Raw genomic sequence first — 23,342 nt, 5'->3', positions numbered from 1 at the left:
TTTTTCGAATCTGAAGTAATGAAAAGTTTTAGGGGTGTAGCTCCAATTGGCAGAGCAGCGGATTCCAAATCCGCGTGTTGGGAGTTCGAATCTCTCCACCCCTGCCATATACGAAGCCTCAGCAGAAATGCTGAGGCTTTTTTGCATCTGTTGCTTCTACGAAGCAATGTCGTGAGCTGGAACGCCAGCCCGGTCGAATCTCCGGAGTGCCGGCTCAGTCCACCCCTGTCATATATAAGGCTCCAGCAGAAATGCTGGAGCCTTTTTATTAGCTTCGACTTATAATGGTTTTACCTAATTCTTCTAATTTGGATATGTTGATATTCGAACCTTCACGCTTCCGTAGTAGTTCGAAGATCTAGTCGAACAGGAAGGTCTTTTGGCTTTCTATATGTGGGATATTTAAGCTGATATTTCTTACCTTAGACTATATTTGACCTTAGAAAGGTAAGTGTTCACTTATCCCAGCCTCTTTTATAAACAATCAACAGCACAACCCCCACTTCTTTATGAGAATTATTCTCAATATTTTGTTACATTTTGGTCGTTATTACTAAAAGGCAACGAATATGGATATCTCCCGTCGTAAGTTTATTCAATCATCTCTCGCTATATCAGCACTCACTGTTCTACCCGCTTGCTCAATTAACCGGTCAGTTGATGAGCAAGGAATGTATGTTTATGACTTAACGGCAGAACCTTCAACAGCTGAGTTGGTGGCGGGATTTAATACCAATGTTTTAGCCTTTAATGGGCAGATCCCTGCTCCGACGATTCGATGTCGGCAGGGTGAAAAGGTCACGATCCGCTTTACGAATAAGCTATCAGAGCCGACGACTATTCATTGGCATGGTTTAAGAATTCCTATCGAAATGGATGGGGTTCCCTTCTTAAGTCAGCCACCGATCATGCCAGGTGAAACATTCATTTATGAGTTTACGCCGCCAGATGCTGGCACATTTTGGTATCACCCACACATGAATAGTGTGAAGCAGCTTGGTATGGGCTTAGTTGGTCTTATTATCGTAGAAGAGAATATTCCAGTGCAGTTTGATGAAGAGCATGCACTGATGCTTAAGCATTGGCACATCGATAAACAGGGTCAATGGAAAGACTTAATGATTCCACGACTAAGTGCTCGTATGGGTACTCCAGGAGAGTGGAGTAGCGTCAATGGTGTTCATGAACCTATATACCAATTAAAGCAGCACGCAACGACTCGACTGCGTATCGCGAATGTCGATAATACGATCACTTATCCTATTGCTGTCGAAGGGGCTGAGGCATGGGTGATTGCCATTGATGGTAACCCTGTAAAGACGCCATATAAACTGACTCAACATAAAATCGGCCCAGGGATGCGTGTGGATATTGGACTGATAGCGCCCAAAGTAGGCGAGCGAGTTAATGTTCTTCAAATGAAGGGCCGCTTTCCTTTCTCTTTATGTGAGTTCGAGGTAGTAGGTTCCCCCCTTACTGAAGGGCGTTTATTGCCATTGCTACCTCTTAACCCAGTACCTAATCTAGATCTTGCTAATGCTGAAGAGATCGATTTTGTGTTCGAGTGGGAAGGTGCGGTATCACCAGTTTCTAAAAATGGGAAATCGATGCCTAAGTTTTGGCTTACTAATAAAAGATCATGGGAAGGAATGAGCAAAGACAATATTCCTGAGCCGTTGACGACTTTAGAGTTAGGTAATACTTACATATTCGATCTAAAGAACGTCACCCAATACCATCACCCGATCCATATTCACGGTCATACATTCACTGTATTGGAACTTGATGGGAAGAAAGTTGAAGAACCTTTCCATACTGATACAGTGTTACTTGGAAAAAATGGCCGAGCTAAAGCTGCATTTGTAGCCGACAACCCTGGCCGCTGGATGTATCATTGTCATGTTATAGAACACATGAAAACGGGTTTGATGGGATATATTGAAGTTAAGTGACACCTGTAACGTTTAATATTTGCGCATGCATTCTTAGTTTCTACCCTCGCTTTTATCGGCGTTAAAGCTAGAATATAGGGATTATTGTTTGGGAGGATTCATGGGTCAGTTATCTATTCTAGGTTTTATCGCCATCGGTGGCGCGTTTGGTGCTTGTTCACGTTACTTGATTTCAGAGTTATGCGTTGTGATGTTAGGGCGTGGTTTTCCTTACGGTACGCTGACTGTTAACGTAATTGGCTCTTTGATTATGGGATTGCTCATCGCCGCGTTTGAAAATGAGATGGTTGCGACGGAGCCGTGGAGACAAATTATCGGTCTTGGTTTCCTTGGAGCCCTGACGACATTTTCTACGTTTTCGATGGATAACGTGCTTCTTATGCAGCAGGGTGCGTTCTTCAAGATGGGGCTCAATGTACTGCTCAATGTGGTTCTCAGTATTTCAGCCGCATGGATCGGCTTCCAACTTCTGATAAAGTCTTAAAACTTTCTTACGATTTGTTAACAACTCGGCTTGGTTTATCCAAGCCGTTTTTATATACTCGATCGTACTTGTCGGAGTGCCATATGGCTGAGACCGTTAACTCGGGATCCGTTGAACCTGATCAGGCTAATACCTGCGAAGGGAACAAGAGTAGATATCTAACTAGAATCCTTCTAGAGATCTATCTCCAGATCACAACTGCATTTTCTTGCTGTGATCCCTCTTGTAGCATCTTATCCGTCAAGCATTTTTATCCCTATAAATAATGGCTAAAAGCCAAGGAAAAATGCTATGTCGAGTCGTAAACAAGCAAGACTGGAAGCGAAGAATTTCATTGATTCTTTATCTGTACAACCTTATCCAAACTCAAAAAAAGCTTACATCCAAGGGTCTCGAGCGGACATTCAAGTCCCTGTCCGAGAAATATCCCTCGCAGATAGCCTTGTTGGTGGCAGCAAAAAAGAGCCTGTATTCGAACCTAATGAGCCAATTCATGTCTACGACACCTCAGGTGTTTATACCGATCCTACGCATGAAATAGACCTTTATAGTGGCCTTCCTAAGTTGCGAGAGCAATGGATTGAAGAGCGTGGTGATACGGAATTGCTCGATGATGTAAGCTCTGTTTACACCAAAGAACGTTTAGAAGATGAAACCCTAGACGACCTTCGTTACGGAAACCTGCCTCGAATTCGTCGCGCTACTGGCGACCAATGTGTAACTCAACTGCATTATGCTCGTCAGGGAATTATCACTCCTGAGATGGAGTACATTGCGATACGTGAGAACATGGGGCGTCAGAAGTTCGCTGATGAACAGCTTAATCACCAACACCCAGGCCATAACTTTGGCGCAAACCTGCCAAAAGAAATTACCCCTGAGTTCGTGCGTAAAGAGGTAGCTGAAGGCCGAGCTATCATCCCTTCAAACATCAACCACCCAGAATCAGAACCTATGATTATTGGCCGAAACTTCTTAGTGAAAGTGAACGCCAATATCGGTAACTCTTCTGTAAGCTCTTCGATTGAAGAAGAAGTTGAGAAGCTAGTATGGTCGACTCGCTGGGGCGGCGATACCGTAATGGATCTTTCTACTGGCCGTAATATCCACGAGACTCGTGAATGGATCCTACGTAATAGCCCAGTGCCGATTGGTACGGTTCCTATGTATCAGGCGCTTGAGAAAGTGAATGGCGTAGCCGAAGACCTTAACTGGGAAGTGATGCGCGATACTTTGATTGAACAAGCAGAGCAGGGTGTTGATTACTTCACTATCCATGCTGGTTTGCTTCTTCGTTATGTTCCTATGACGGCTAAGCGTGTGACAGGTATTGTTTCTCGTGGTGGCTCTATTATCGCGAAATGGTGTCTTGCACATCACCAAGAAAGCTTCCTATACACACACTTCCGCGAGATCTGTGAGATCTGTGCGAAGTACGATGTGGCTTTGTCACTAGGTGACGGCCTACGTCCTGGCTCTATTGCAGATGCCAATGATGAGGCTCAGTTCTCGGAGTTACGTACTCTAGGTGAGTTAACTAAAGTGGCTTGGGAATACGACGTGCAGGTGATCATTGAAGGCCCTGGACATGTACCAATGCACCTAATTAAAGAGAACATGGACGAGCAGTTAGAGCATTGCCATGAAGCACCTTTCTATACATTAGGTCCATTGACTACCGATATTGCCCCCGGTTATGACCACATTACCTCTGGAATTGGCGCGGCCATGATTGGTTGGTACGGCTGTGCGATGCTCTGTTATGTAACCCCTAAAGAGCATCTAGGCTTACCAAACAAAGAAGATGTGAAGACTGGCCTGATTACTTACAAGCTGGCTGCACACGCTGCAGACTTGGCTAAAGGACATCCGGGTGCACAAATCCGAGATAACGCTTTATCAAAGGCACGTTTTGAATTCCGTTGGGAAGACCAATTCAACCTAGCTCTTGATCCGGAAACTGCGCGCTCTTTCCATGATGAAACCTTACCGCAAGAGTCGGGGAAGGTTGCTCACTTCTGCTCAATGTGTGGCCCTAAATTCTGTTCAATGAAGATCTCTCAAGAAGTTCGAGAGTACGCGAAAGACACGGAACAAGTGGCTGCTGATCAGGCTATAGAAATTAAGATGCTTGATAATCCGTTGGAAGGGATGCGTCAGAAATCACAAGAGTTCCGTGATACTGGCTCTGAACTTTATCACCCTGCAGTAGGCGCAAAAGAAGCTCAATTAGAGGAATAATGACAGTGAAAATTCTGATCCCATCTCAATATATTGAGTTAACGGGAGAGGTGCAAAGCTGTCTATTGGTTGCTAAGCGACAAGGCTTGGCAACCGATGCAGTTGAGTTGGGTGTAAGCCCAACTCAATGCTTCTCTATCGTTGATGGTCAGCAAGCGTTATCTATTGGTTTTGCTCATGATGTTGATTCATTGGCGGAGTGTCGCTCAAGTGAGCTTGCTCATATCGTTGATTACAGTCATTCAGTGGCGCTTGCTGATATCCGCTATGCCTTGGAACAAACTCCGAATACCATCTATATCGGCGCCTTAGGTGACTCAGCTGTATTGGATATCTGGTCACAGCTAGATGCTAATCGTGCTATCAAGAGTGAAACTCCAACTCATCAGGAGTTAGATAGTCGTGGCCACTTTGCTTGGTTACTTACTTTGTTGGCGTTGGAGTTCCCATTAGAAGATGCACTGGTTTTGGCTCGCGCAGCATCTAATGTTTCACGTGGAACATGGCCAGCAAACTATCAAAACTTTCCTATTCCCGTTCTCGAAGATGAGCGACTGGATATTAGTGTTGGTTGGGCGCACCAAGGAACATCACTTTCGTTCCCTGAACTGAGTAAGAGTAGCCTAGGACTATACCCAGTGGTTGACGATGTTGAGTGGATCGAAAGGCTACTCAAGCTTGGAATCAAGACAGCTCAATTGCGTATTAAGAACCCGGAGCAAGCAGATTTAGAACAACAAATCGCACGATCTATCGAACTTGGTAGAGAGCACAACGCTCAGGTTTTTATCAATGACTATTGGCAATTAGCACTCAAGCATGATGCTTTTGGTGTTCATTTAGGTCAAGAGGACATCGAAGAATCCAACCTATCTCAACTGAGCCAAGCTGGTATTAAGATCGGTCTATCGACTCATGGTTATTACGAGTTGCTACGTATTGTGCAAATCAACCCAAGTTATATTGCGCTGGGGCATATTTTCCCAACCACCACTAAGCAGATGCCATCGAAGCCTCAAGGGCTTGTGCGTTTATCTCTCTATCAGCAGCTGATTGATACTATCCCATACACAGAAGAACTGACCGGTTATCCGACGGTTGCGATTGGTGGAATTGACCAGTCGACTGCTGCACAGGTGTGGAGGTGTGGGGTATCGAGCCTTGCTGTTGTGCGTGCGATTACGTTAGCCGAAGACCCAAAACAAGTGATTGAGTTCTTCGAAGCATTAATGGCTGACAGTTCTACAAGTGCTGCTAATGAGGTAACTCAGGAGCTAAGTCATGCTGAGTGATTTCGAATTCATTCGTTATCAACGACAACTCGCACTACCTGAAGTGGGTGAGCAAGGGCAACGAAATTTATTAGACAGCCATGTGTTGGTCATCGGTTGTGGTGGCTTAGGCAATGCAGCAGCTCTCTATCTTGCGGCTTCCGGTATCGGGAAAATAGTATTGGTTGATGATGACTGTGTGGATTCGTCTAACCTGCAACGACAGGTAGCGTTCAAGGAAAGTCAGTTAGGTTCACCTAAGGTTGAAGCTCTGAAGCAACAACTGAGCGAGCTTAATGGTCGAAGCCAAGTGAGAACCATCAATAAGCGAATGACTCAAAGCCAGCTTGAGCTTGAGGTGATGCTCGCTGATTTGGTGTTGGATTGTACTGATAACTTTGAGTCACGCCAACAGGTTAACCAAGCATGTTTCGGCAGTAGTACGCCTTTGATTTCTGGTTCTGCGATCGGCTGGAAAGGTCAATTTATTGTTTTTGATTATCAGAAGCAGAAAGGGTGCTATCACTGTTTGTTCCCGTTCAGTCATCATCCACAAACGACACGTTGTAGCGATAGCGGCATCATCGGCCCAGTCGTTGGCACTATAGGTAACCTCCAAGCACTGGCTGCTATTCAACGCCTTAGCACTGGCGAGTTCCAAGTTGCAACACATCAACTCAAACTGTTTGATGGCCAGACGATGAACTGGCAAAACTTAAGTGTCACTCAAGATAGTGAATGCCCCGTTTGCTGCACATCTACAGTTAACTATTTAGAAGAAGAAACCCAATGAGCAATATAACGATCTCTATCAATGAGCAACTAGAACAGGTCGCACAATCGTCGTCTCTAGCGGATATCATCCAAGCGCTCTCATTGCCCGATCTAGGCTGTGTCTTTGCTATCAATAATGCGGTTGTCCCGCGTAGTCAGTGGCAACAAACGGTCGTCAATGAAGGCGATGCTATTTCTCTTTTCCAAGCCATTGCAGGAGGCTAACCATGTTAACTATCGCAGATAAAACGTTTCAATCCCGACTCTTCACTGGAACAGGCAAGTTCGCGAATAAGCACTTGATGGCGAGCGCTATCGAAGCTTCCGGTTCTCAACTGGCGACTATGGCGTTGAAGAGGGTTGATATTCGCTCTGAGCAAGATGATATTTTACAGCCCATCATTGATGCTGGCGTGAACTTGCTACCAAATACCTCTGGGGCTAAGAACGCGAAGGATGCCATCTTTGCTGCACATTTGGCTCGCGAAGCGCTAGGCACAAATTGGCTCAAACTGGAAATTCACCCAGATCCAAAGTACTTGATGCCAGACCCAATTGAGACATTAAAAGCGGCTGAGCAACTGGTTAAAGATGGCTTTGTTGTGTTGCCTTACTGTCATGCTGACCCAGTGTTGTGTAAACGATTGGAAGAGGTGGGTTGTGCTGCGGTTATGCCGTTAGGTGCGCCGATTGGGTCGAACAAAGGTATTGCTTCGGCGGACTTCTTAGAGATTATTATCGACCAAGCGAACGTCCCTGTGATTGTTGACGCTGGTATTGGTGCGCCATCTCATGCTGCTCGTGCAATGGAAATGGGCGCAGACGCTGTGTTAGTGAATACCGCAATTGCTGCTTCTCAACAGCCTGTTGAAATGGCAATTGCGTTTAAGTTGGCAGTTGAAGCGGGGCGTATGGCTTACCTTGCTGGACTTGCAGGAAAAGTATCTCACGCGGTTGCTTCGAGCCCGTTAACTTCATTCCTAGACGAGTAGTATTGCTATGACGTTTGTTGATCGATTTAAACAGCTCAACTGGGATGACATTGGTATGTCTATCTTCAGTAAAACGGCAGCGGATGTTGAACGTGCTCTGAGTAAACCCAAACGTGACTTAGAAGACTTTAAGGCTCTGATCTCTCCGGCGGCAGAACCTTACTTAGAGCAGATGGCACAACAATCGTTGGCACTAACTCGCAAGCGATTTGGCAATACGATGTCGCTTTATATTCCTTTGTACCTATCTAACCTGTGCGCTAACGCGTGTACGTATTGTGGTTTTTCAATGGAGAACCGTATCAAACGCCGCACGCTTACTTTGGATGAAATTGATGCCGAAAGTGCGGCTATCAAAAAGATGAAGTTCGATAGCGTTTTGTTAGTCACCGGTGAACATGAAACTAAGGTCGGGATGAATTACTTTCGACAGGTGTTGCCGAATATCAAAAAGCAATTCAACTACCTTGCGATGGAAGTGCAGCCGCTTGATCAACATGATTACGCAGAGCTTAAAACTCTCGGCCTAGATGCTGTTATGGTTTACCAAGAGACTTATCAGCCAAGAACTTACGCTGAGCATCATCTACGTGGCAATAAAATGGATTTTGAATACCGTCTTGAAACCCCAGATCGCTTGGCAAAAGCGGGGATCGATAAGATAGGTATTGGTGCCTTGATTGGTTTGGAAGATTGGCGAACCGACTGCTTTTTTGTTGCTGCCCACTTAGATTACTTAGAGCGTACTTATTGGCAAACACGTTACTCGATTTCATTCCCACGTCTTCGTCCGTGTGAGGGTGGGGACTCTGGTGGTGGATTACAGCCTAAATCAATCATGAACGATAAACAGCTGGTTCAGCTTATCTGCGCATATCGACTCTTGAACCCTGAGGTCGAGTTATCCCTTTCGACCCGTGAATCGGCAACCTTCCGCGATAACGTGTTGCCTTTGGGTATCACCAGTATGTCGGCAGCTTCGAAAACCCAACCCGGTGGTTATGCTTCGGGTGAGGAAGAACTCGAGCAGTTTGAGATCAGTGACGAGAGAAGTGCTGCTGATGTTGAGTCTATGATTCGTCAGCGTGGTTTCGACCCAGTGTGGCGTGATTGGCACAGTGCCTATTCTGGTTAATCAATGTTTGGTTGATGTTCCACGTGAAACATCGATGTAATGATACAGGCAAATAAAAACGGCTACCTTTGGGTAGCCGTTTTGCTATTTGCTATTTAACTTATTAACCTAGCAAGCTCATTTTGGTTCAGTTAACAGCTTAGCGAAGCATTAAGCGTGAGCCAATGGAGTGGTTGATTGGCGTAACCATTCCAATGTATCACCTTCAACTAATGGGCTAACGTCGTTCCAAACTTTCTGATGGTAGTCGTTCAGCCATGCCAGTTCAGGTCGTGTTAGCAAATCAACATTGATGTTGCGCTTATCGATAGGGCAACGTGTTAGTGACTCAAAGGTTAGTACTGAGAAATCACCTTGAGTTGGCAGTTCAACCACGAGCTCTAGGTTTTCGATGCGGATACCAAATTCATCAGCACGGTAGTAACCCGGCTCGTTCGATAACACCATACCTTCAACTAGAGGTACGTCGATCAGCTTCTTAGAGATGCTTTGCGGTCCTTCATGAACACTTAGGAAATGACCAACACCGTGACCAGTACCGTGGTCGTAGTCGAAGCCTTCTGCCCATAAGTGCTGACGCGCTAGGATATCCAGTTGGAAACCACGAGTACCCTGAGGGAAACGTGCACGTGCAATGCCAATGTGACCTTTAAGTGCGAGAGTGAATTGTTGAATCATTTCGTCACTTGGTTGGCCAATCGCGATAGTACGAGTAATGTCCGTTGTGCCATCTAAGTACTGACCGCCTGAATCGACTAGGTACAGAGTATTCATCTCTAACTGACCCGGTTCAGGTTGGTTCTCGTGGTTGTAGTGACACATTGCTGCGTTGCCGCCTGCTGCTGAAATCGTGTCAAAACTTAGGTCCATCAGCGTTGGGTCTTGTTCGCGGAATGATTGAACTTTGTCTGCTAGCACAGCTTCATTGTGCAGATTACCTTGCGTGACTTCTGCATCAATCCAAGATAGGAACTTCGCCATCGCAACACCATCACGAATGTGACACGCTTTCATGCCGGCAATTTCAGTTTCATTCTTTGCTGCTTTTGGCATTAGGCATGGGTCTGCTGCTTCAATGATATGAGCACCAGAGTTTTGTAGAACCAGCGTGTACCAAGCGTTACTGGTACCTGAATCGACAGATACATTTTTGCTTTCCAAAGATTGAAGGCGTGCTTCAAGCTCTGATGGGTGAGATACGCGAATACCATTGCCAACGTGTGCTTCAAAGCCCGTAGGAATACGAGCTGGGTCTAGGAAGAAGTCGACGCTTTCATCGGCGTGGATGATCGCATTGGATAACACAACAGGTAGGCGAGATACGTCCAAGCCGCGAATGTTAAGCAACCAACAGATCGAATCGAGTTCCGTAAGGATAGCGGCATCAGCACCTTTGGCTTTTAGTAAGCCAGCAATCTCCGCACGTTTGCTTTCACTTGATTGGCCTACTGCGTCTGTTGCCATTAAGCGAACATCAGATACCACCGGCTCAGGACGATCAGACCAAAGCTCATCAATTGGATTCGAAGATAGTGTTGTTAGTTCAACTTTCTCTGCCAGTTTAGCTTGAGCGCCTTTCAACCAAGCAGCAGTGTGCATGCGTGGGTCGAATGCAACCTTGCTGCCTTGTGCTAGAGAACTGGTGATCCAATCTAAAGCCGGCTCTTCAATAAGGTGGCGATACTCAAATAACTCTGCTGGTACCTGCTTACGAACCTGAACCGTGTAGCGACCATCAACAAAAATAGCAGCGTTCTCACGAGTGATAACTGCCGCACCAGCAGAGCCAGTGAAACCTGTTAACCAGTGAAGTCGCTCGTTATGAGCAGGAACGTATTCACCTAGATATTCGTCTTCATGTGGAATGATAACGGCATCTAGGTTGTTTGTTTCAAGCCAAGCTCGAACCGCAGCAACGCGTTCAGCAGTGATATTGTGCATCTGTGTTTATCCTTATTGTTAGGGTCCTTGTTAACACTCACAGTCGATATACATGCGAGGGGACTTATTAGGTCAATAAGCTAGCGCTTTTGTTCGTTTGCTGCAAACGCTGTACGCCATTTTTATCTAAGGTGCAGAGTTTTTTCTTTGATGATATCTCGTAGCCAAGTTAACGCTGGGTCATTTTCTCTGTCACGGTGCCAAAACAGAGTGTATGCCATCGGTGGGAATTCCATCGGTAAAGGGACAACCACTAAGTCGAGTTGCTTGGCGACGAGGTAAGTAAAGTGGCTTGGTGCAGTAAACACAAAGTCGGTGTAGGTACATAGGCTTGCGGCGCTATTGAAGTCTGGAACAGAAATAGCGATATCACGTTGGTGACCAAGGTCGGCAAGCTTATAGTCGAGCAGCCAACGATCGTTACCATCACATCTTACTTGTACATGACGCTGTGCAAGGTAGGTTTCCAGATCCCATTTGCCATTCAGAGCGGGGTGGTTGCGTCTTAGCACACACATCTGCGCGTCACGGTAGATCTCTTGCTCGCAAATATCATCTGGCGGCAGCATAGTTAAACGTGCGTCGTTGATGTCGATGTCTTTACCTGTGAGTCCGATATCGAGCTCACCGAGCTGCAGCTTCTTAAAGGTTTGCTCCGTCCAAGCGTGGGTGTTGATATTCACCTTAGGGGCTTGTCGAAATATCGCTGGTAAAAAGTGGGGAAGAATAAGTGGGTAAACGCTCTCAACAGCCGCAATGTGAAAACTGTGGTCACTGTTGTTGGGAATGAAGGTCTCTGGTTGGGTGAGCACATCAAGTTGGTTGATCAGCGTTTCTAATCGAGGTTTGAGAAAGACCGCCTTTGGTGTTGGTCGCAGACCATGAGCACTTCGCGTGAAAAGGGGATCATTAAATTGCTCACGAAGTTTGGCCAATGACTTACTAACCGCTGACTGGCTTAGGCACAATCGGTGGGCGGTGCGAGTCACACTTAGCTCTTCCATCAGCACCTGCAAGCAAACTAATAGATTGAGGTCGAGGCGCGATAGTTTCTCAATATTCATATGAGTTTCCTATTTGGAATAATGCTAATGAGTATATGCCATTTTTGTTCATATCTTTAGTTGGTTATTATGCACCTAAATTAACTCATTCGGAGAATCTTGTGCCTTCTAACGCGCTTCCAACCCCTAGTAAACTGCAGGTTGCTTTATTGGCAATGTTGGTTTTATTTAGCCCTCTGGCTATTGATATCTACCTACCAGCTCTGCCACAAATTTCGACAGCGTTTCACGTGGAACATGCACTAGCACAAGATACGATTACCTGGTTTTTATTCGCCATGGGTGTCGGGCAATTATTTGCTGGCCCTTTGGCTGATAAGCTAGGACGTCGAACCGTTGCATTGGGAGGTGTTAGTATCTATGCATTGAGTGCTTGCTTGGCGTGGGCAGCTCAATCGATTGATATGATGCTAATGGCTCGGCTGCTACAAGGCTTAGGAGCTTGTGCGACTTCTGTAGCAGCCTTTGCAACGGTTCGCGATCTATTTGGCCCAGAGAAGAGTGGCCGTATGATCAGCTACCTTAATGGTGCAATCTGTTTTATTCCTGCTTTGGCACCCATTCTTGGCGCTTGGTTAACACATCAATTTGGTTGGCGCTCGAACTTTAGCTTTATGGCAGGCTTTGCTGTCGTTGTTGGCACTATCTTATTCTTCCAAATGAAAGAGTCTAACCCTGCGACAGAAAAGGTTGCGGTATTCAAGCTTGAGCGATACTGGTCAGTATTGAAAACACCATCATTCCTTTTCCACGCAACCTTGTGTCTGATGGCGATGGCGGTTATCCTCGCTTATGTAACCTCTGCACCAGTTGTGTTGATGGAAAACCTAGGCCTGACCATGAAAGAGTTTACTTTCTGGTTTGGTGTTAATGCGGCCATCAACATTGCAGCTGCGTTTACTGCACCTAAATTTATGGACCGTTTTGGTACCTATAAAGCACTGGTGGTTGGTATCTCGACGCTGGGCTTAGCGGGTGTGATTATGTTGGTGCTTGCTGAGCACGCTACTCCAATCGCGTTCATGCTACCGATCTTCTTATCGTCAGTTGGCTTTGCTTGGATTCTTGGTGCTGCGGCAGGTAAAGCTCTAGAACCTTTCGGTGACCGTGCGGGTACAGCTGCTGCGCTGCTTGGCTTGTTCCAAATGAGCGGTTCAGGGCTTCTTGTGGGTACCATGCAACGTCTTGATTTAACGTCGCAAGTGATGATTGCTCTGCAAATGTTCCTGATTGTTCCTGCGTTATTAGTGCTTGCGAGCAAAGCGGGTAAGTCTTGGCACACGACGTTTGCTAAGGCATAAGTTACAAGGGTGACAAAATATACAAATGGCGGTTTTCGAAACGTTAAAACATGGTATATTTGTCACTCATTGAAACGTTAGTCCCCAACGGAAAATACTGTAATGTCATTAACAACCTACGAAATGGCGCGCGTCTTAGAACAAATGGAAGATGCACCTGAAAAGGTCATGTTTGGTAAACTGCTTAAAGAGCTAGGCAACCAAAGTGAAGAGCGTATTCGCAGTGCGGCAAAACAAGTTCCAATCGATACTTTGCGAGATATCATTTACCAATTTCAGCGTGTGGTAGAGTCTCGTAAGGGTGAGCAGGTTCAGCTATTGGCAAAAGAACTTGCAGAGCAAGGCATCTCTGCTGAAGAGCTACAAGCTTTTCTAAATAAGTAAGCTTATCCCAGTTAAAAAAGAAACCACTCAATTGAGTGGTTTCTTGCGTTTGGGCTGTAGCATTTAGCTTTAGCAGTTCAAAAGAGGTGAAAACTTATTTTAATTCCTGAACTGCGCTTTCAAAACTCTATCAAGTGAGAATGGTCCTGCGCCCCACACGACAACGATAAGAATCATTAACCCCCAAAGCTGATGATCGTAGAAGCCTTGATCCCACAATACAGGGTAAGACACGACAGCAATGATATTGAAAACGAACAACACCGCAGCCATAGGTCGTGTTAATAAACCGAGCGCTAAAAACATCGGTAGAATTAACTCAGCGGCAGTGCCCATGTAAGCAGCCAATTCCCAAGGTAGCAGTGGCACTTGGTATTCCAATTCAAACAAGTAAAGCGTGCTATCCCAAGTAGCTATCTTGGTGAGTCCAGAATTAAAGAATACCCACGCCACCCAAAGGCGACAAAATAGTAGAAGCACTGGAACAAAAAGTGCCTGTGATTTCTCAATCAAACTGTCGTATTGAGCCATCATGTTCGTGACTGTGTTGTTATCCATGTTATGCCTCCAATTCGGCATTGATTGAAAAACCTGAGATGACGTTTAGCGCCATAACAGTATTCAGATGTTGTAGTAATAAAGGATCGATTGCTGAGAGTGTTCGACCTGATTGCAATTCAGTGAGGAGTTGGTGGCTCTCTTCACTCAAACTATGGCTCTCAACCTGTGAATTCTCAGCTCGGATTAACACCCCAAATTCAGCTTGGTTGATGTCTAGCCCATCAAGTTGCTGCTGATAGATGGCGTGTTCAAGCGCGATAATCGTGTAACTAGAATGAATCAGTGTTATTGAATCTTTGAGATGAAAGACTAAAGCGCCTTGTTGCTCTTGTGGTACATCTGCAAGGCAAGAAAGAGGTCTCTGGTCGACATGTGCTTGTGACGAAAACCTTACCAAGCTATCTTTCTGCCATTCATACAAAGCCACTTCACCGAGATAAGGTGCAGCCTCAATAACGGCAGGAAAGGCTTGGATAGTCTGTTCAAAGTGTTCACCGTAACCACTGACATCACCAGAGGTTGATGGGTAACTTAAGACATGTTGACGAGCCATTTGTTGGAAGCACTCTTCACCAACCAACATTTCAGTGAGTGGGTAGGTTGCTACCAGAACTTCGCTCAAGCTGATCACAAAGTTATTACGGTAAATCTGGATTAGCTGTTCATCCGTAAAATGGTCGCTCACTATGTCGCAGTACTCACCATTGTTTTGATAGCGTAGGGCGTTAGCAAACTCCAATTGAACCTCTGCTAGGGAGTGGCTCATGAGGCGCGACTCCTTTGGTTGAACTTGTCGTGTTGATACAAGATATCACTGGCTTTGGTTGCTTCAGCCAATAAAACTTGTGGCTCTGGGATATCGAGATCCCACTCAATCAAGGTATGGCGCAAACCATGTTGTGCAACCCAGTCAGTGTAGAGTTTCCACACTTCGTCACAGACAGGTTTACTGTGTGTGTCTATCCAGATCTCACCTTGTTCAAGCTTCTTTTTGGTAAAACCTGCCAAGTGAATCTCTTCAACTTTGTCTGCTGGTATTCCGTTTAAGTACTCTTCACAACTAAAGCCATGATTAAAAGATGAGACGAAAATATTATTGAAATCGAGCAGTAGGCGACACTCAGTACGCTTTTGTACCTCAGCCAAAAACTCCCACTCTGGAATCGTTGAATGCTTGAAAGCGAGGTAGCTTGATGGGTTCTCAATTAACATTGGGCGCTGCAGATTGTCTTGCACCTCGATGACGTTACGGCAGAAGACGTCCAACGCTTCTTCGGTATAAGGTAGTGGTAGCAGGTCATTGAAGTAGTGACCGCCAGTTTGGCTCCAACTCAAATGATCAGAAACCAGGAAGGGTTCGATATCATCAATAAGTGTTTTGAGTTGCAGTAAGTGCTGTTGGTTGATTCGTTCAACAGAACCAAGAGACAACCCGACACCATGACAGCTTATGTGGTGATGATTGCGAATCTCTCGGAGTTGTTGGCGCTGTGAAGAATGGGGTAAGAAGTAGTTTTCGCTGTGAACTTCTAACCAACTTACTAAGGCTGGATTTTGGCTAAAGAAGTCCAAGTGCGGTGTTCTAAGGCCAACCCCTGCGTAGGGGTGAAGAGTTTGAGTCACAACGATTCTCCTAACAAGAAGTGGAGGTGAGCTGAGTGTCAGCTCACCATACTAAGCAGCTCAATTATGATGATTGAGTGTTACCACCTGATAATTTGCCACATAGCCCTTTAGGTACGACTACGAACGCATCGGATTGGTTGTCTTCTTTTGCTGTACCCGCACATGAGCTTGTTTTGGTTGCACAATCATTTTGGCCAGCTTTTGCCACGCCGTAGCATTTTTCTTTTGCTGCTGCTTCCGCAGGTGCTGATGTAAGAACTGCACCGCCGAACGCTAGTACACTTGTGATTGCAGCTGTAACAGCAAGATTAGAATTTTTCATAGTCATTCCCTCTAGGACTTAATAGTATTTTCATATCGCAGGTTAATGGATTGTTAACTTGCTTACTAAAAAGGATTGGAACAACCGGGAAATAATTTCACGGCATTATAAAAAATATCAACATTAATGATGTTTCATCTCTTAAGTAATTGAATTAATGATGTTAATTTTTGATTGTTTTTTCTTCTTATTATCCTAAACGCAGCCTAGTGTTTAGGTTATAATCAACTTTTATGTATAAATACCCAGTAGTGAGCATATCCAATGATAGATCCTTCGCTTTTACTCGATGGCCTAAACGATAAACAACGTGAGGCGGTCGCGGCACCTTTAGAAAACCTACTTATTCTGGCAGGTGCAGGCAGTGGTAAAACGCGAGTGTTGGTGCATCGTATTGCTTGGCTGCAAAGCGTAGAGCAAGCATCGCCGTTCTCTATTATGTCGGTTACCTTCACCAACAAAGCGGCAGCAGAGATGCGTGGTCGTATTGATGAGTTGATGATGGGTAGTTCGTCAGGCATGTGGAACGGCACCTTCCACGGTATTTGTCACCGCATCCTTCGTGCTCACTACCTAGATGCAAAACTGCCAGAAGATTTCCAGATCATTGATTCTGATGATCAGATTCGTTTGCTACGCCGCTTAATCAAGGCGCAAAACCTTGATGAAAAGCAGTGGCCTGCCAAGCAAGCTTCTTGGTGGATCAATGGTAAGAAAGACGAGGGATTACGCCCAAGTCACATTGACGCCTACCATGATCCAATAACTCAAACGTGGTTAAAGATCTATTCTGCTTACCAAGAAGCATGTGACCGTGCTGGCTTGGTCGACTTTGCGGAAATCTTGCTGAGATCGCATGAGCTATTACGCGATAAGAAACACATCCGAGAGCACTACCAAGCACGCTTTAAGCATATCCTTGTCGACGAATTCCAAGATACCAACAACATCCAATACGCTTGGCTTCGCATGATGGCTGGCCCAGATTGTCGCGTGATGATCGTAGGCGATGATGACCAATCTATCTATGGTTGGCGTGGTGCGAAGATCGAAAATATTCAGAAGTTCTTGGATGAATTCCCAGGTGCTTCGACGGTTCGACTTGAACAAAACTACCGTTCAACCAAAACCATTCTGCAGGCGTCGAACGAGCTTATCTCGAACAACACCGAGCGTATGGGTAAAGAGCTGTGGACTGATGGCAACGATGGCGAGCCAATCTCTGTGTACTCAGCTTATAACGAGTTAGATGAAGCACGTTTCACGGTTAGCAAAATCAAAGAGTGGCAAGAGAAAGGCGGTGCGTTAGAAGATACCGCGATGCTTTATCGTAATAACGCCCAATCTCGAGTTCTTGAAGAAGCTTTGATTCAAGGTGGTCTACCTTACCGAATCTACGGCGGTATGCGATTCTTCGAGCGTCAAGAAATCAGAGATGCCTTGAGCTACATGCGCTTAATGAGTAATCGCAGTAATGATGCCGCGTTTGAACGTGTGGTTAATACGCCAACGCGTGGCTTGGGCGATAAAACGTTAGAAACGATTCGTCTTGCCGCTCGTGATCGTGGTGCAACCATGTGGGAAGCAAGTGTTGCTTTGATAGAAGAGCAAGTGCTACCCGGTCGTGCTGCGGGTGCATTGAGTCGCTTTATCGAGCTGATTAATGCGCTTGAAGATGACACGCTAGAACTTAGCCTGCATGAACAAACCGACCACGTGATTAAATCGTCGGGTCTGTTTGCTATGTACGAGCAAGAGAAGGGTGAGAAGTCGAAGGCACGTATCGAGAACTTGGAAGAATTGGTAACGGCAACGCGCCAGTTTGAAAAGCCGGAAGAAGCGGATGAGATGAGCATGCTGACGGCGTTCTTAACTCACGCAGCTTTGGAAGCGGGTGAAGGTCAGGCCGATGAGTTTGACGATGCGGTTCAGTTAATGACTTTGCACAGTGCTAAAGGCCTAGAGTTTCCAATGGTGTTCATGGTGGGTGTCGAAGAAGGCATGTTCCCAAGCCAGATGTCGGCCGAAGAAGCGGGGCGTTTAGAAGAAGAGCGTCGCCTGTGTTACGTAGGCATGACCCGTGCGATGGAGAAGCTTTACATCACTTATGCTGAGATGCGTCGTCTGTACGGTCAGGACAAATATCATAAGCCATCACGTTTTATTCGTGAGCTGCCAGAAACCTGTCTGGATGAAGTGCGTATGAAAGCGCAAGTCAGCCGCCCTGCAAGCAGTGGTCGCTTTAGCCAAACCGCTGTGAAAGAGAACTTCAATGAAACAGGCTTTAGCTTGGGCTCTCGCGTGAAGCACCCTAAGTTTGGTGAAGGCACCATCATCAACTTCGAAGGAAGTGGCCCACAAAGCCGAGTTCAAGTGGCGTTTAATGGTGAAGGGATTAAGTGGTTAGTAACGGCTTACGCGCGTTTAGAGCAGCTTTAATCTATTACTTCAGCATCTAATAACCGTTCATTATTGAAAACAAAAAGAGCAGCCAATGGCTGCTCTTTTTTATTGCGTACCGCTTTAAGCGGTCATAATACATGACTGACTAGAAGGGATCTTACAGTGCTTCAAGTGCCGCTTCGTAGTTTGGTTCTTCAGTGATCTCTGCAACCAACTCACTGTGTGTTACCACACCCTTTTCATCAACAACGACAACTGCACGTGTTGTTAGGCTTGCTAGTGGACCTTCAGCAATCGCTACGCCGTAGTCTGATGCGAATGTAGGAGAACGGAAAGTTGAAGCGTGTTGAACGCCTTCAATGCCTTCTAGTTCGCAGAAGCGACCTGCAGCAAATGGTAGGTCAGCAGAAATACAAACAACCACCGTGTTCTCAAGCTCTGCCGCTTTTGCGTTGAACGTACGTACGCTCGTTGCACAAGTTGCTGTGTCGATGCTTGGGAAGATGTTTAGAACCACTTTCTTGCCTGCAAGAGAAGCAAGAGTCAGTTCAGAAAGATCGCCTGCAGTTAGTGCAAAGCTTGGTGCTTGTTCGCCAGTTTGTGGGAATGTGCCAGTTAGCGGTACAGCAGCGCCTTTGAAGGTAACGTGTGACATGAATTTGTCCTTAGTTTACTTATGGTTATGAAACTAGTTGAGCCTAGTAAGACTTACGTTACTCGGAAGTGGTTAAGAAGTGAATTATTTAAATGTCAGAATTGTAATCAAAGGTCTTTGATTTATTTGCTTTAGGGGAAGAAAAAGCGGGACGACAGATAAAGAAAAACCCCGAGAGCTTGCGCTCATCGGGGTCTATAGTCTTACTCGCAGCAATCCGGCTACTAAGTGTGCTCCATGCATCAAATCCATGATAGTGTGCTGTTATCCTTCAGCGTATTCCTTTCGTCGCCTTCCTAGCGGTGTCCTTGATCTTATCCTGATCTGCCAACAATCCTCGTTAGCGCGCGTCACTTGTTCCTTGAGCGGTGTCCTTGACATCATCCTGATGTTCAGTCCTTTCCTCGTCCAGAGGTGTCCATTGTCTTTCCTTAGTAGCAACCATCCTAGTTACTATTGCGTCCATTCAATGTCCATTTCGCTATCCATGCCGATTATTCATCCTGAGTAATCGAATCTTCATCCTGAAGATAACCAAGTCCTTGGCGTTTCCTGTTCCGTGTCAGCATCCTTCCGACACCATTCATATTACCGATTCCTTATTTATCAGCAATGGTGCATAAGCGAATTTCTATATAATTATTTGAATGATAAATGTACGTATTGTTTAATTTCAATCGGTTACGGTTTGTGGGTGACTAATTTCGTCATCAAATATCGATATTTACTCACTGCCTTGTGAGAGATCTCGCACAAGGCAGCGAGTAAAAAGGGAGGATTATTCCCTACTGACCAATGGCTGCACCTTCACGACGAGGGTCTGCAGCGCCTTCTAAACCATCTTTTGTGATGCGAATCGCGTGTAAACCAGAGTTAAGATCGCGAACGTTGACCTCAAATCCCATCTTTTCTAGCTCAGGTTTGAAGTTTTCCGCTGATGTTCCTTTTTCCAAATCTAAGGTACCGAAGCGGTTTAGGAAGTGTGGTTGATTGATGGCTTGCTGAATATCCATGTCCCATTGGGTATGAGCAATGATCGCTTGTGCCACATAACCTATGATACGGCTGCCTCCCGGAGAGCCAATTGCCATGTAAGGTATATCGTCTTGCATGATGATGGTCGGTGCCATTGAAGAGCGCGGACGCTTACCCGGTTCAAGTCGGTTCGCGATAGGTTTGCCATCGTTATGAGTCTTGAATGAGAAGTCGGTTAGTTCGTTATTGAGTAGGAAACCTCTAACCATCAAACGTGAGCCAAAGGCATTCTCAATAGTGGTAGTCATCGATACGACATTGCCATCACTATCGACAATGTTGAAGTGGCTGGTGGACGGCAACTCAATAGAAACATCTTGGCTTCTCTGCATCGCATGATCCCACGGTGGGGTGCCTGAAGGTGCGCTGTCTAATGCCTTACCTGCGGTAATTAACTGAGCACGCTCCTGCAAATAGTCAGTATTCACTAACCCTTGGGTTGGCATAGGCACATAATCTTGGTCTGCCATGTACATACCACGGTCTGCAAAGGCTAAGCGAGAAGCGTCTGCTAACACTTGCCAAGATTTTGCGTCGTTTGGCCCCCATGATTTGAGGTCAAACTGCTCAGTCATTGCAAGGATTTGTCCAACCGTTAACGCACCTGAACTTGGTGGCCCCATTCCGCAAATATCGTAGCTTTCATAAGCAGAACAAACCGGTTCGCGCTGCTTGATCGAATAGGCGTCGAAATCTTTCTGTGCCAATACGCCCGGGTTACCTTTCGCTGTTTGTACTGTGTTAATGATGTCGGCAGAAATCTCACCTTGGTAGAAAGCTTTAGCACCATCCTTCGAGATAGCGTGTAACGTTGCCGCGTATTCAGGGTTCTTAAGTTGCGTGCCAGCGGCTTTCGGGCTGCCATCGGCATTGAAGAAGTAGGCTTTAGTTGTCGCAAAGCGGCTCAGACGTTCTTGGTCGTTTTCGATCAAGGTGGCTAAACGTGGGCTGATAGTAAAACCTTCTTCAGCTAACTGAGCGATAGGTTTAATCAGTGATGCCCATTCGAGCTTGCCGTATTTCTGGTGAGTGTCCCACAGCAATTGCACCGTGCCCGGCGTGGCAACAGAACGACCGCCAACCACGGCATCATAGAATTTAAGCGGTTGTCCGTTTTCGTCTTGGAATAGACGTGGGGTGGCATCAAGTGGCGCAGTTTCACGGCCATCGTAGGTCTTGAGCTGTTTGTCTTTGCCATCAAAATAGACAAGGAACGCGCCGCCACCAATACCTGATGACTGAGGTTCCACTAAGCCAAGCATAAGCTGCACGGCAACCATGGCGTCAATTGCGTTACCACCACGGGCAAGTACATCAGCACCGGCTTGTGTTGCAAGAGGGTTGGCTGCGGTGACCATCCAATCGTTGGCTTTAACGAGTTGTTTGGTTTCTAAACCACTACTTTGTTCGGGTGCGACGGAATCGGCAGCTTGATTTGCCCAACTGACGTGAGAGGCAAAAAGTAGGGTAGAAGTGGCGAGGGTTGTTAGTTTTGTTTTCCACTGCATGATCTTCTCCTTTTAATATGCAGAGCTAGATTGGCAGCGGAAAGATTAGATAGCCAGTGCGTTGTTAACGAATTGTAATCTTGATTCGAATTTAAGCGATTAAACCGGACAGCGACTGCCAAAGAATACTCGCGCCAATCAGGCTGAATACCACGCCACATAAGCCATCGATGTATACCGTTGCTTCGCTAAGTTTCTTCTGTAGAGCCTTAGTCGAAAGCATCCACGCCAGTAGTGAAAACCAAAACAGAGACAGACCAAACAAGATAATAAGCGCAAAGCCTTTACCTGATAGAGACATGTCGGCAGGCACTAAGCTCGACATCAAGCTAATAAAGAACACCAAAGCTTTTGGGTTGAGAATATTGGTCGCAAACCCTTTCGAAAATGCCTGACGCTTGTTGGTCAGAATCAGATCTTTGGCATTGACGGTATCGTCGTCATCGTCGTGGTTCTGAATGATTTGCCAGGTTGCTTTAAGTGCACCGTAGCCTAAGTACAGCAAGTAGCTACCGCCAGCCAACTGGATAATGGCAAATAGGGTTGGTTGCTGGTGGACTAGGTAACTGATTCCCGTCAGGCTGAGCAACGAATGCAGTAAGATCCCGCAAGATAAACCAAGCGCAATGTACAAGCCTGTTTGTCTGCCGTGGCGTGTCGCATTTTGCACGACTAACGCAAAGTCAGGGCCGGGGCTCATCAAAGCGATGAAATGGATAGAGGCGAGGGTGATCAGTATGGTGACTTCGTTCATGTCAGTTCTCAATAACGTTGCCGCTATTATTAAATAAGTAATCGTATTGAGCGTAGCTTACCGCGATTTGAAATCGAGCCATTGTAAATTATCAACACTTAGTTGATTTGTGAGGGTGGTACGCCGAATGTGGTTTTGAATGCCTTGGAGAAGTGTGCTTGATCATAGAAGCCTACTTGGTGCGCGACTTTAGTACCACAGATCCCAGATTTAATCAGGCGCATGCTCTGTTCCATACGTAAACGGCTCAGCCACGCGTAAGGGGTGATGCCCATTCTGTTCTTAAAGTGGCGTTGGAATTGAGTTGTGGTTAAGCCGCACAGCTCAGACAGTTGTTCTAATCGCACTGGCTGGTCCAAATTCGCCATCAAATAGTCTTTGAGTGTATTAATCGATTGATTACCCAGTTTGATGTCACTCTTCGATCCAAATTTTGCATAACGATCGACAATCGTTGAGAACCCCTCGAATGGTAAGCAATCTTGAGCGAGTTGGCTGATGCTTTGATTGATTAACAGGCCGTGTAAGTTGCGTAATTGTAAAAACGCAGCTTGATCGGAGAGGATCAACTCAGAAAAGCCTAATGTGTGACCATTTTGCTTGGGATCGGCAAGATCTTGAAACCATTGAGGAGAAACTGCAAACACACTGACTTGATAACCTGAATCGAGTTTGGAGTGCCCATCATGCAGCTCATCAGGTGGCATGATAACCACTTGGCCTGCACCGACATGGTGGCTCGCCCCTTTATAGGCGAATTTTTGCTGCCCTTGGGTAATTAAGCCGATGTGAAAGTCCAAATGATAGTGACGCTGAAAAGCAAACTCTTGGTATTGAGCTTGGATCAGGCTGATATCTTCTGTTGGGGTAGAGTAGTAGTGGACTTTATCCATGGTACAAAAAAGCTTGGTCAAATAGTCATCAATTCAACCAAGCTTA

The 23,342-nt window shown here is 45.9% G+C and carries 21 protein-coding genes, 1 tRNA gene and 1 riboswitch; of the genes, 12 read left to right on the top strand and 10 right to left on the bottom strand.

All coding sequences use genetic code 11. The features are described from left to right. Window positions 1-30: 30 nt before the first annotated feature. The 9 genes from AB4167_RS19095 to thiH all read left to right on the top strand — a co-directional run bounded on the left by AB4167_RS19095 (window position 31) and on the right by thiH (window position 8,849). Window positions 31-107: transfer RNA gene (locus tag AB4167_RS19095), tRNA-Trp, on the top strand. Between the two features lie 462 nt (window positions 108-569). Then, window positions 570-1,952, top strand: a complete 1,383-nt coding sequence (locus AB4167_RS19090) for a multicopper oxidase family protein (protein WP_136982790.1) — start codon at window positions 570-572, stop codon at window positions 1,950-1,952. Between the two features lie 100 nt (window positions 1,953-2,052). Beyond that, window positions 2,053-2,436 carry a fluoride efflux transporter CrcB gene (crcB, locus tag AB4167_RS19085; RefSeq protein ID WP_004736665.1) on the top strand — a complete coding sequence of 128 codons (384 nt, stop codon included), beginning with the start codon at window positions 2,053-2,055 and terminating at the stop codon, window positions 2,434-2,436. A 62-nt stretch (window positions 2,437-2,498) separates the two neighbouring features. After that, window positions 2,499-2,597, top strand: a riboswitch (TPP riboswitch). A gap of 130 nt (window positions 2,598-2,727) precedes the next feature. Then, a complete protein-coding gene (gene thiC, locus AB4167_RS19080; RefSeq protein WP_102333086.1) occupies window positions 2,728-4,677 on the top strand; it encodes a phosphomethylpyrimidine synthase ThiC in 1,950 nt (649 codons plus the stop codon). Next, window positions 4,677-5,969 (top strand): thiamine phosphate synthase, encoded by a 1,293-nt coding sequence (locus AB4167_RS19075; protein WP_136982791.1) that lies wholly within the window; start codon window positions 4,677-4,679, stop codon window positions 5,967-5,969. The genes thiC and AB4167_RS19075 overlap by 1 nt, the downstream gene beginning before the upstream one ends. Then, window positions 5,959-6,741, top strand: a complete 783-nt coding sequence (locus AB4167_RS19070; protein WP_017072447.1) for a HesA/MoeB/ThiF family protein — start codon at window positions 5,959-5,961, stop codon at window positions 6,739-6,741. The genes AB4167_RS19075 and AB4167_RS19070 overlap by 11 nt, the downstream gene beginning before the upstream one ends. Next, entirely contained in the window at window positions 6,738-6,947 is a 210-nt protein-coding gene (thiS, locus tag AB4167_RS19065) for a sulfur carrier protein ThiS (RefSeq protein WP_136982792.1), read from the top strand. The genes AB4167_RS19070 and thiS overlap by 4 nt, the downstream gene beginning before the upstream one ends. Before the next feature lie 2 nt (window positions 6,948-6,949). Beyond that, window positions 6,950-7,714, top strand: a complete 765-nt coding sequence (locus tag AB4167_RS19060) for a thiazole synthase (RefSeq protein WP_012605073.1) — start codon at window positions 6,950-6,952, stop codon at window positions 7,712-7,714. A 7-nt stretch (window positions 7,715-7,721) separates the two neighbouring features. Beyond that, the gene (gene thiH / locus AB4167_RS19055) at window positions 7,722-8,849 is read left to right on the top strand and encodes a 2-iminoacetate synthase ThiH (protein WP_004736658.1); all 1,128 of its coding nucleotides are present in this window, start codon (window positions 7,722-7,724) and stop codon (window positions 8,847-8,849) included. A 150-nt stretch (window positions 8,850-8,999) separates the two neighbouring features. On the opposite strand, the gene AB4167_RS19050 is transcribed toward thiH, so the two are convergent. Both AB4167_RS19050 and AB4167_RS19045 read right to left on the bottom strand, forming a co-directional pair. Next, complete coding sequence (locus tag AB4167_RS19050) at window positions 9,000-10,790, bottom strand: aminopeptidase P family protein (protein ID WP_136982794.1); 1,791 nt, start codon at window positions 10,788-10,790, stop codon at window positions 9,000-9,002. A gap of 122 nt (window positions 10,791-10,912) precedes the next feature. Then, a complete protein-coding gene (locus AB4167_RS19045) occupies window positions 10,913-11,854 on the bottom strand; it encodes a LysR substrate-binding domain-containing protein (protein ID WP_017061320.1) in 942 nt (313 codons plus the stop codon). Between the two features lie 101 nt (window positions 11,855-11,955). Between AB4167_RS19045 and AB4167_RS19040 the strand changes: the two genes are divergently transcribed. Both AB4167_RS19040 and AB4167_RS19035 read left to right on the top strand, forming a co-directional pair. Continuing rightward, window positions 11,956-13,155, top strand: a complete 1,200-nt coding sequence (locus AB4167_RS19040; RefSeq protein ID WP_029235524.1) for a multidrug effflux MFS transporter — start codon at window positions 11,956-11,958, stop codon at window positions 13,153-13,155. 102 nt (window positions 13,156-13,257) lie between these two features. Further along, the gene (locus AB4167_RS19035; protein WP_009848181.1) at window positions 13,258-13,539 is read left to right on the top strand and encodes a hypothetical protein; all 282 of its coding nucleotides are present in this window, start codon (window positions 13,258-13,260) and stop codon (window positions 13,537-13,539) included. Window positions 13,540-13,638: 99 nt separating this feature from the next. On the opposite strand, the gene AB4167_RS19030 is transcribed toward AB4167_RS19035, so the two are convergent. The 4 genes from AB4167_RS19030 to AB4167_RS19015 all read right to left on the bottom strand — a co-directional run bounded on the left by AB4167_RS19030 (window position 13,639) and on the right by AB4167_RS19015 (window position 16,048). After that, on the bottom strand, window positions 13,639-14,097 hold the full coding sequence (locus AB4167_RS19030; RefSeq protein ID WP_017061322.1) for a DoxX family protein: 459 nt from the start codon (window positions 14,095-14,097) through the stop codon (window positions 13,639-13,641). A 1-nt stretch (window position 14,098) separates the two neighbouring features. Next, complete coding sequence (locus AB4167_RS19025) at window positions 14,099-14,866, bottom strand: DNA-binding domain-containing protein (protein WP_372136906.1); 768 nt, start codon at window positions 14,864-14,866, stop codon at window positions 14,099-14,101. Continuing rightward, entirely contained in the window at window positions 14,863-15,723 is an 861-nt protein-coding gene (locus tag AB4167_RS19020; RefSeq protein ID WP_372136905.1) for a DUF692 domain-containing protein, read from the bottom strand. Before AB4167_RS19020 ends, AB4167_RS19025 begins: the two co-directional genes overlap by 4 nt. A 64-nt stretch (window positions 15,724-15,787) precedes the next feature. Then, window positions 15,788-16,048 (bottom strand): DUF2282 domain-containing protein, encoded by a 261-nt coding sequence (locus AB4167_RS19015; RefSeq protein WP_004736650.1) that lies wholly within the window; start codon window positions 16,046-16,048, stop codon window positions 15,788-15,790. 264 nt (window positions 16,049-16,312) lie between these two features. Here AB4167_RS19015 and uvrD point away from each other — a divergent pair, with 264 nt between their 5' ends. After that, on the top strand, window positions 16,313-18,487 hold the full coding sequence (gene uvrD, locus AB4167_RS19010) for a DNA helicase II (protein ID WP_372136904.1): 2,175 nt from the start codon (window positions 16,313-16,315) through the stop codon (window positions 18,485-18,487). Window positions 18,488-18,608: 121 nt separating this feature from the next. Here the strand turns inward: uvrD and tpx are convergent, their stop codons facing one another. From tpx to AB4167_RS18990, 4 genes are all read right to left on the bottom strand, one after another. Next, a complete protein-coding gene (gene tpx, locus AB4167_RS19005; RefSeq protein ID WP_017061326.1) occupies window positions 18,609-19,106 on the bottom strand; it encodes a thiol peroxidase in 498 nt (165 codons plus the stop codon). A 785-nt stretch (window positions 19,107-19,891) separates the two neighbouring features. Next, a complete protein-coding gene (ggt, locus tag AB4167_RS19000) occupies window positions 19,892-21,649 on the bottom strand; it encodes a gamma-glutamyltransferase (protein ID WP_108209640.1) in 1,758 nt (585 codons plus the stop codon). 91 nt (window positions 21,650-21,740) lie between these two features. Then, window positions 21,741-22,403, bottom strand: a complete 663-nt coding sequence (locus tag AB4167_RS18995) for a LysE family translocator (RefSeq protein ID WP_017061328.1) — start codon at window positions 22,401-22,403, stop codon at window positions 21,741-21,743. A 98-nt stretch (window positions 22,404-22,501) separates the two neighbouring features. Then, window positions 22,502-23,296, bottom strand: a complete 795-nt coding sequence (locus AB4167_RS18990) for an AraC family transcriptional regulator (RefSeq protein ID WP_017065745.1) — start codon at window positions 23,294-23,296, stop codon at window positions 22,502-22,504. Window positions 23,297-23,342: the final 46 nt, after the last annotated feature.

Source organism: Vibrio sp. 10N.286.49.E11 (genome assembly GCF_041469505.1).
Taxonomy (GTDB): Bacteria; Pseudomonadota; Gammaproteobacteria; order Enterobacterales; family Vibrionaceae; genus Vibrio; species Vibrio crassostreae_C.
The sequence above is the reverse complement of the archived record's forward strand: the minus strand, read 5'-3'. Positions and strand labels throughout refer to the sequence as shown.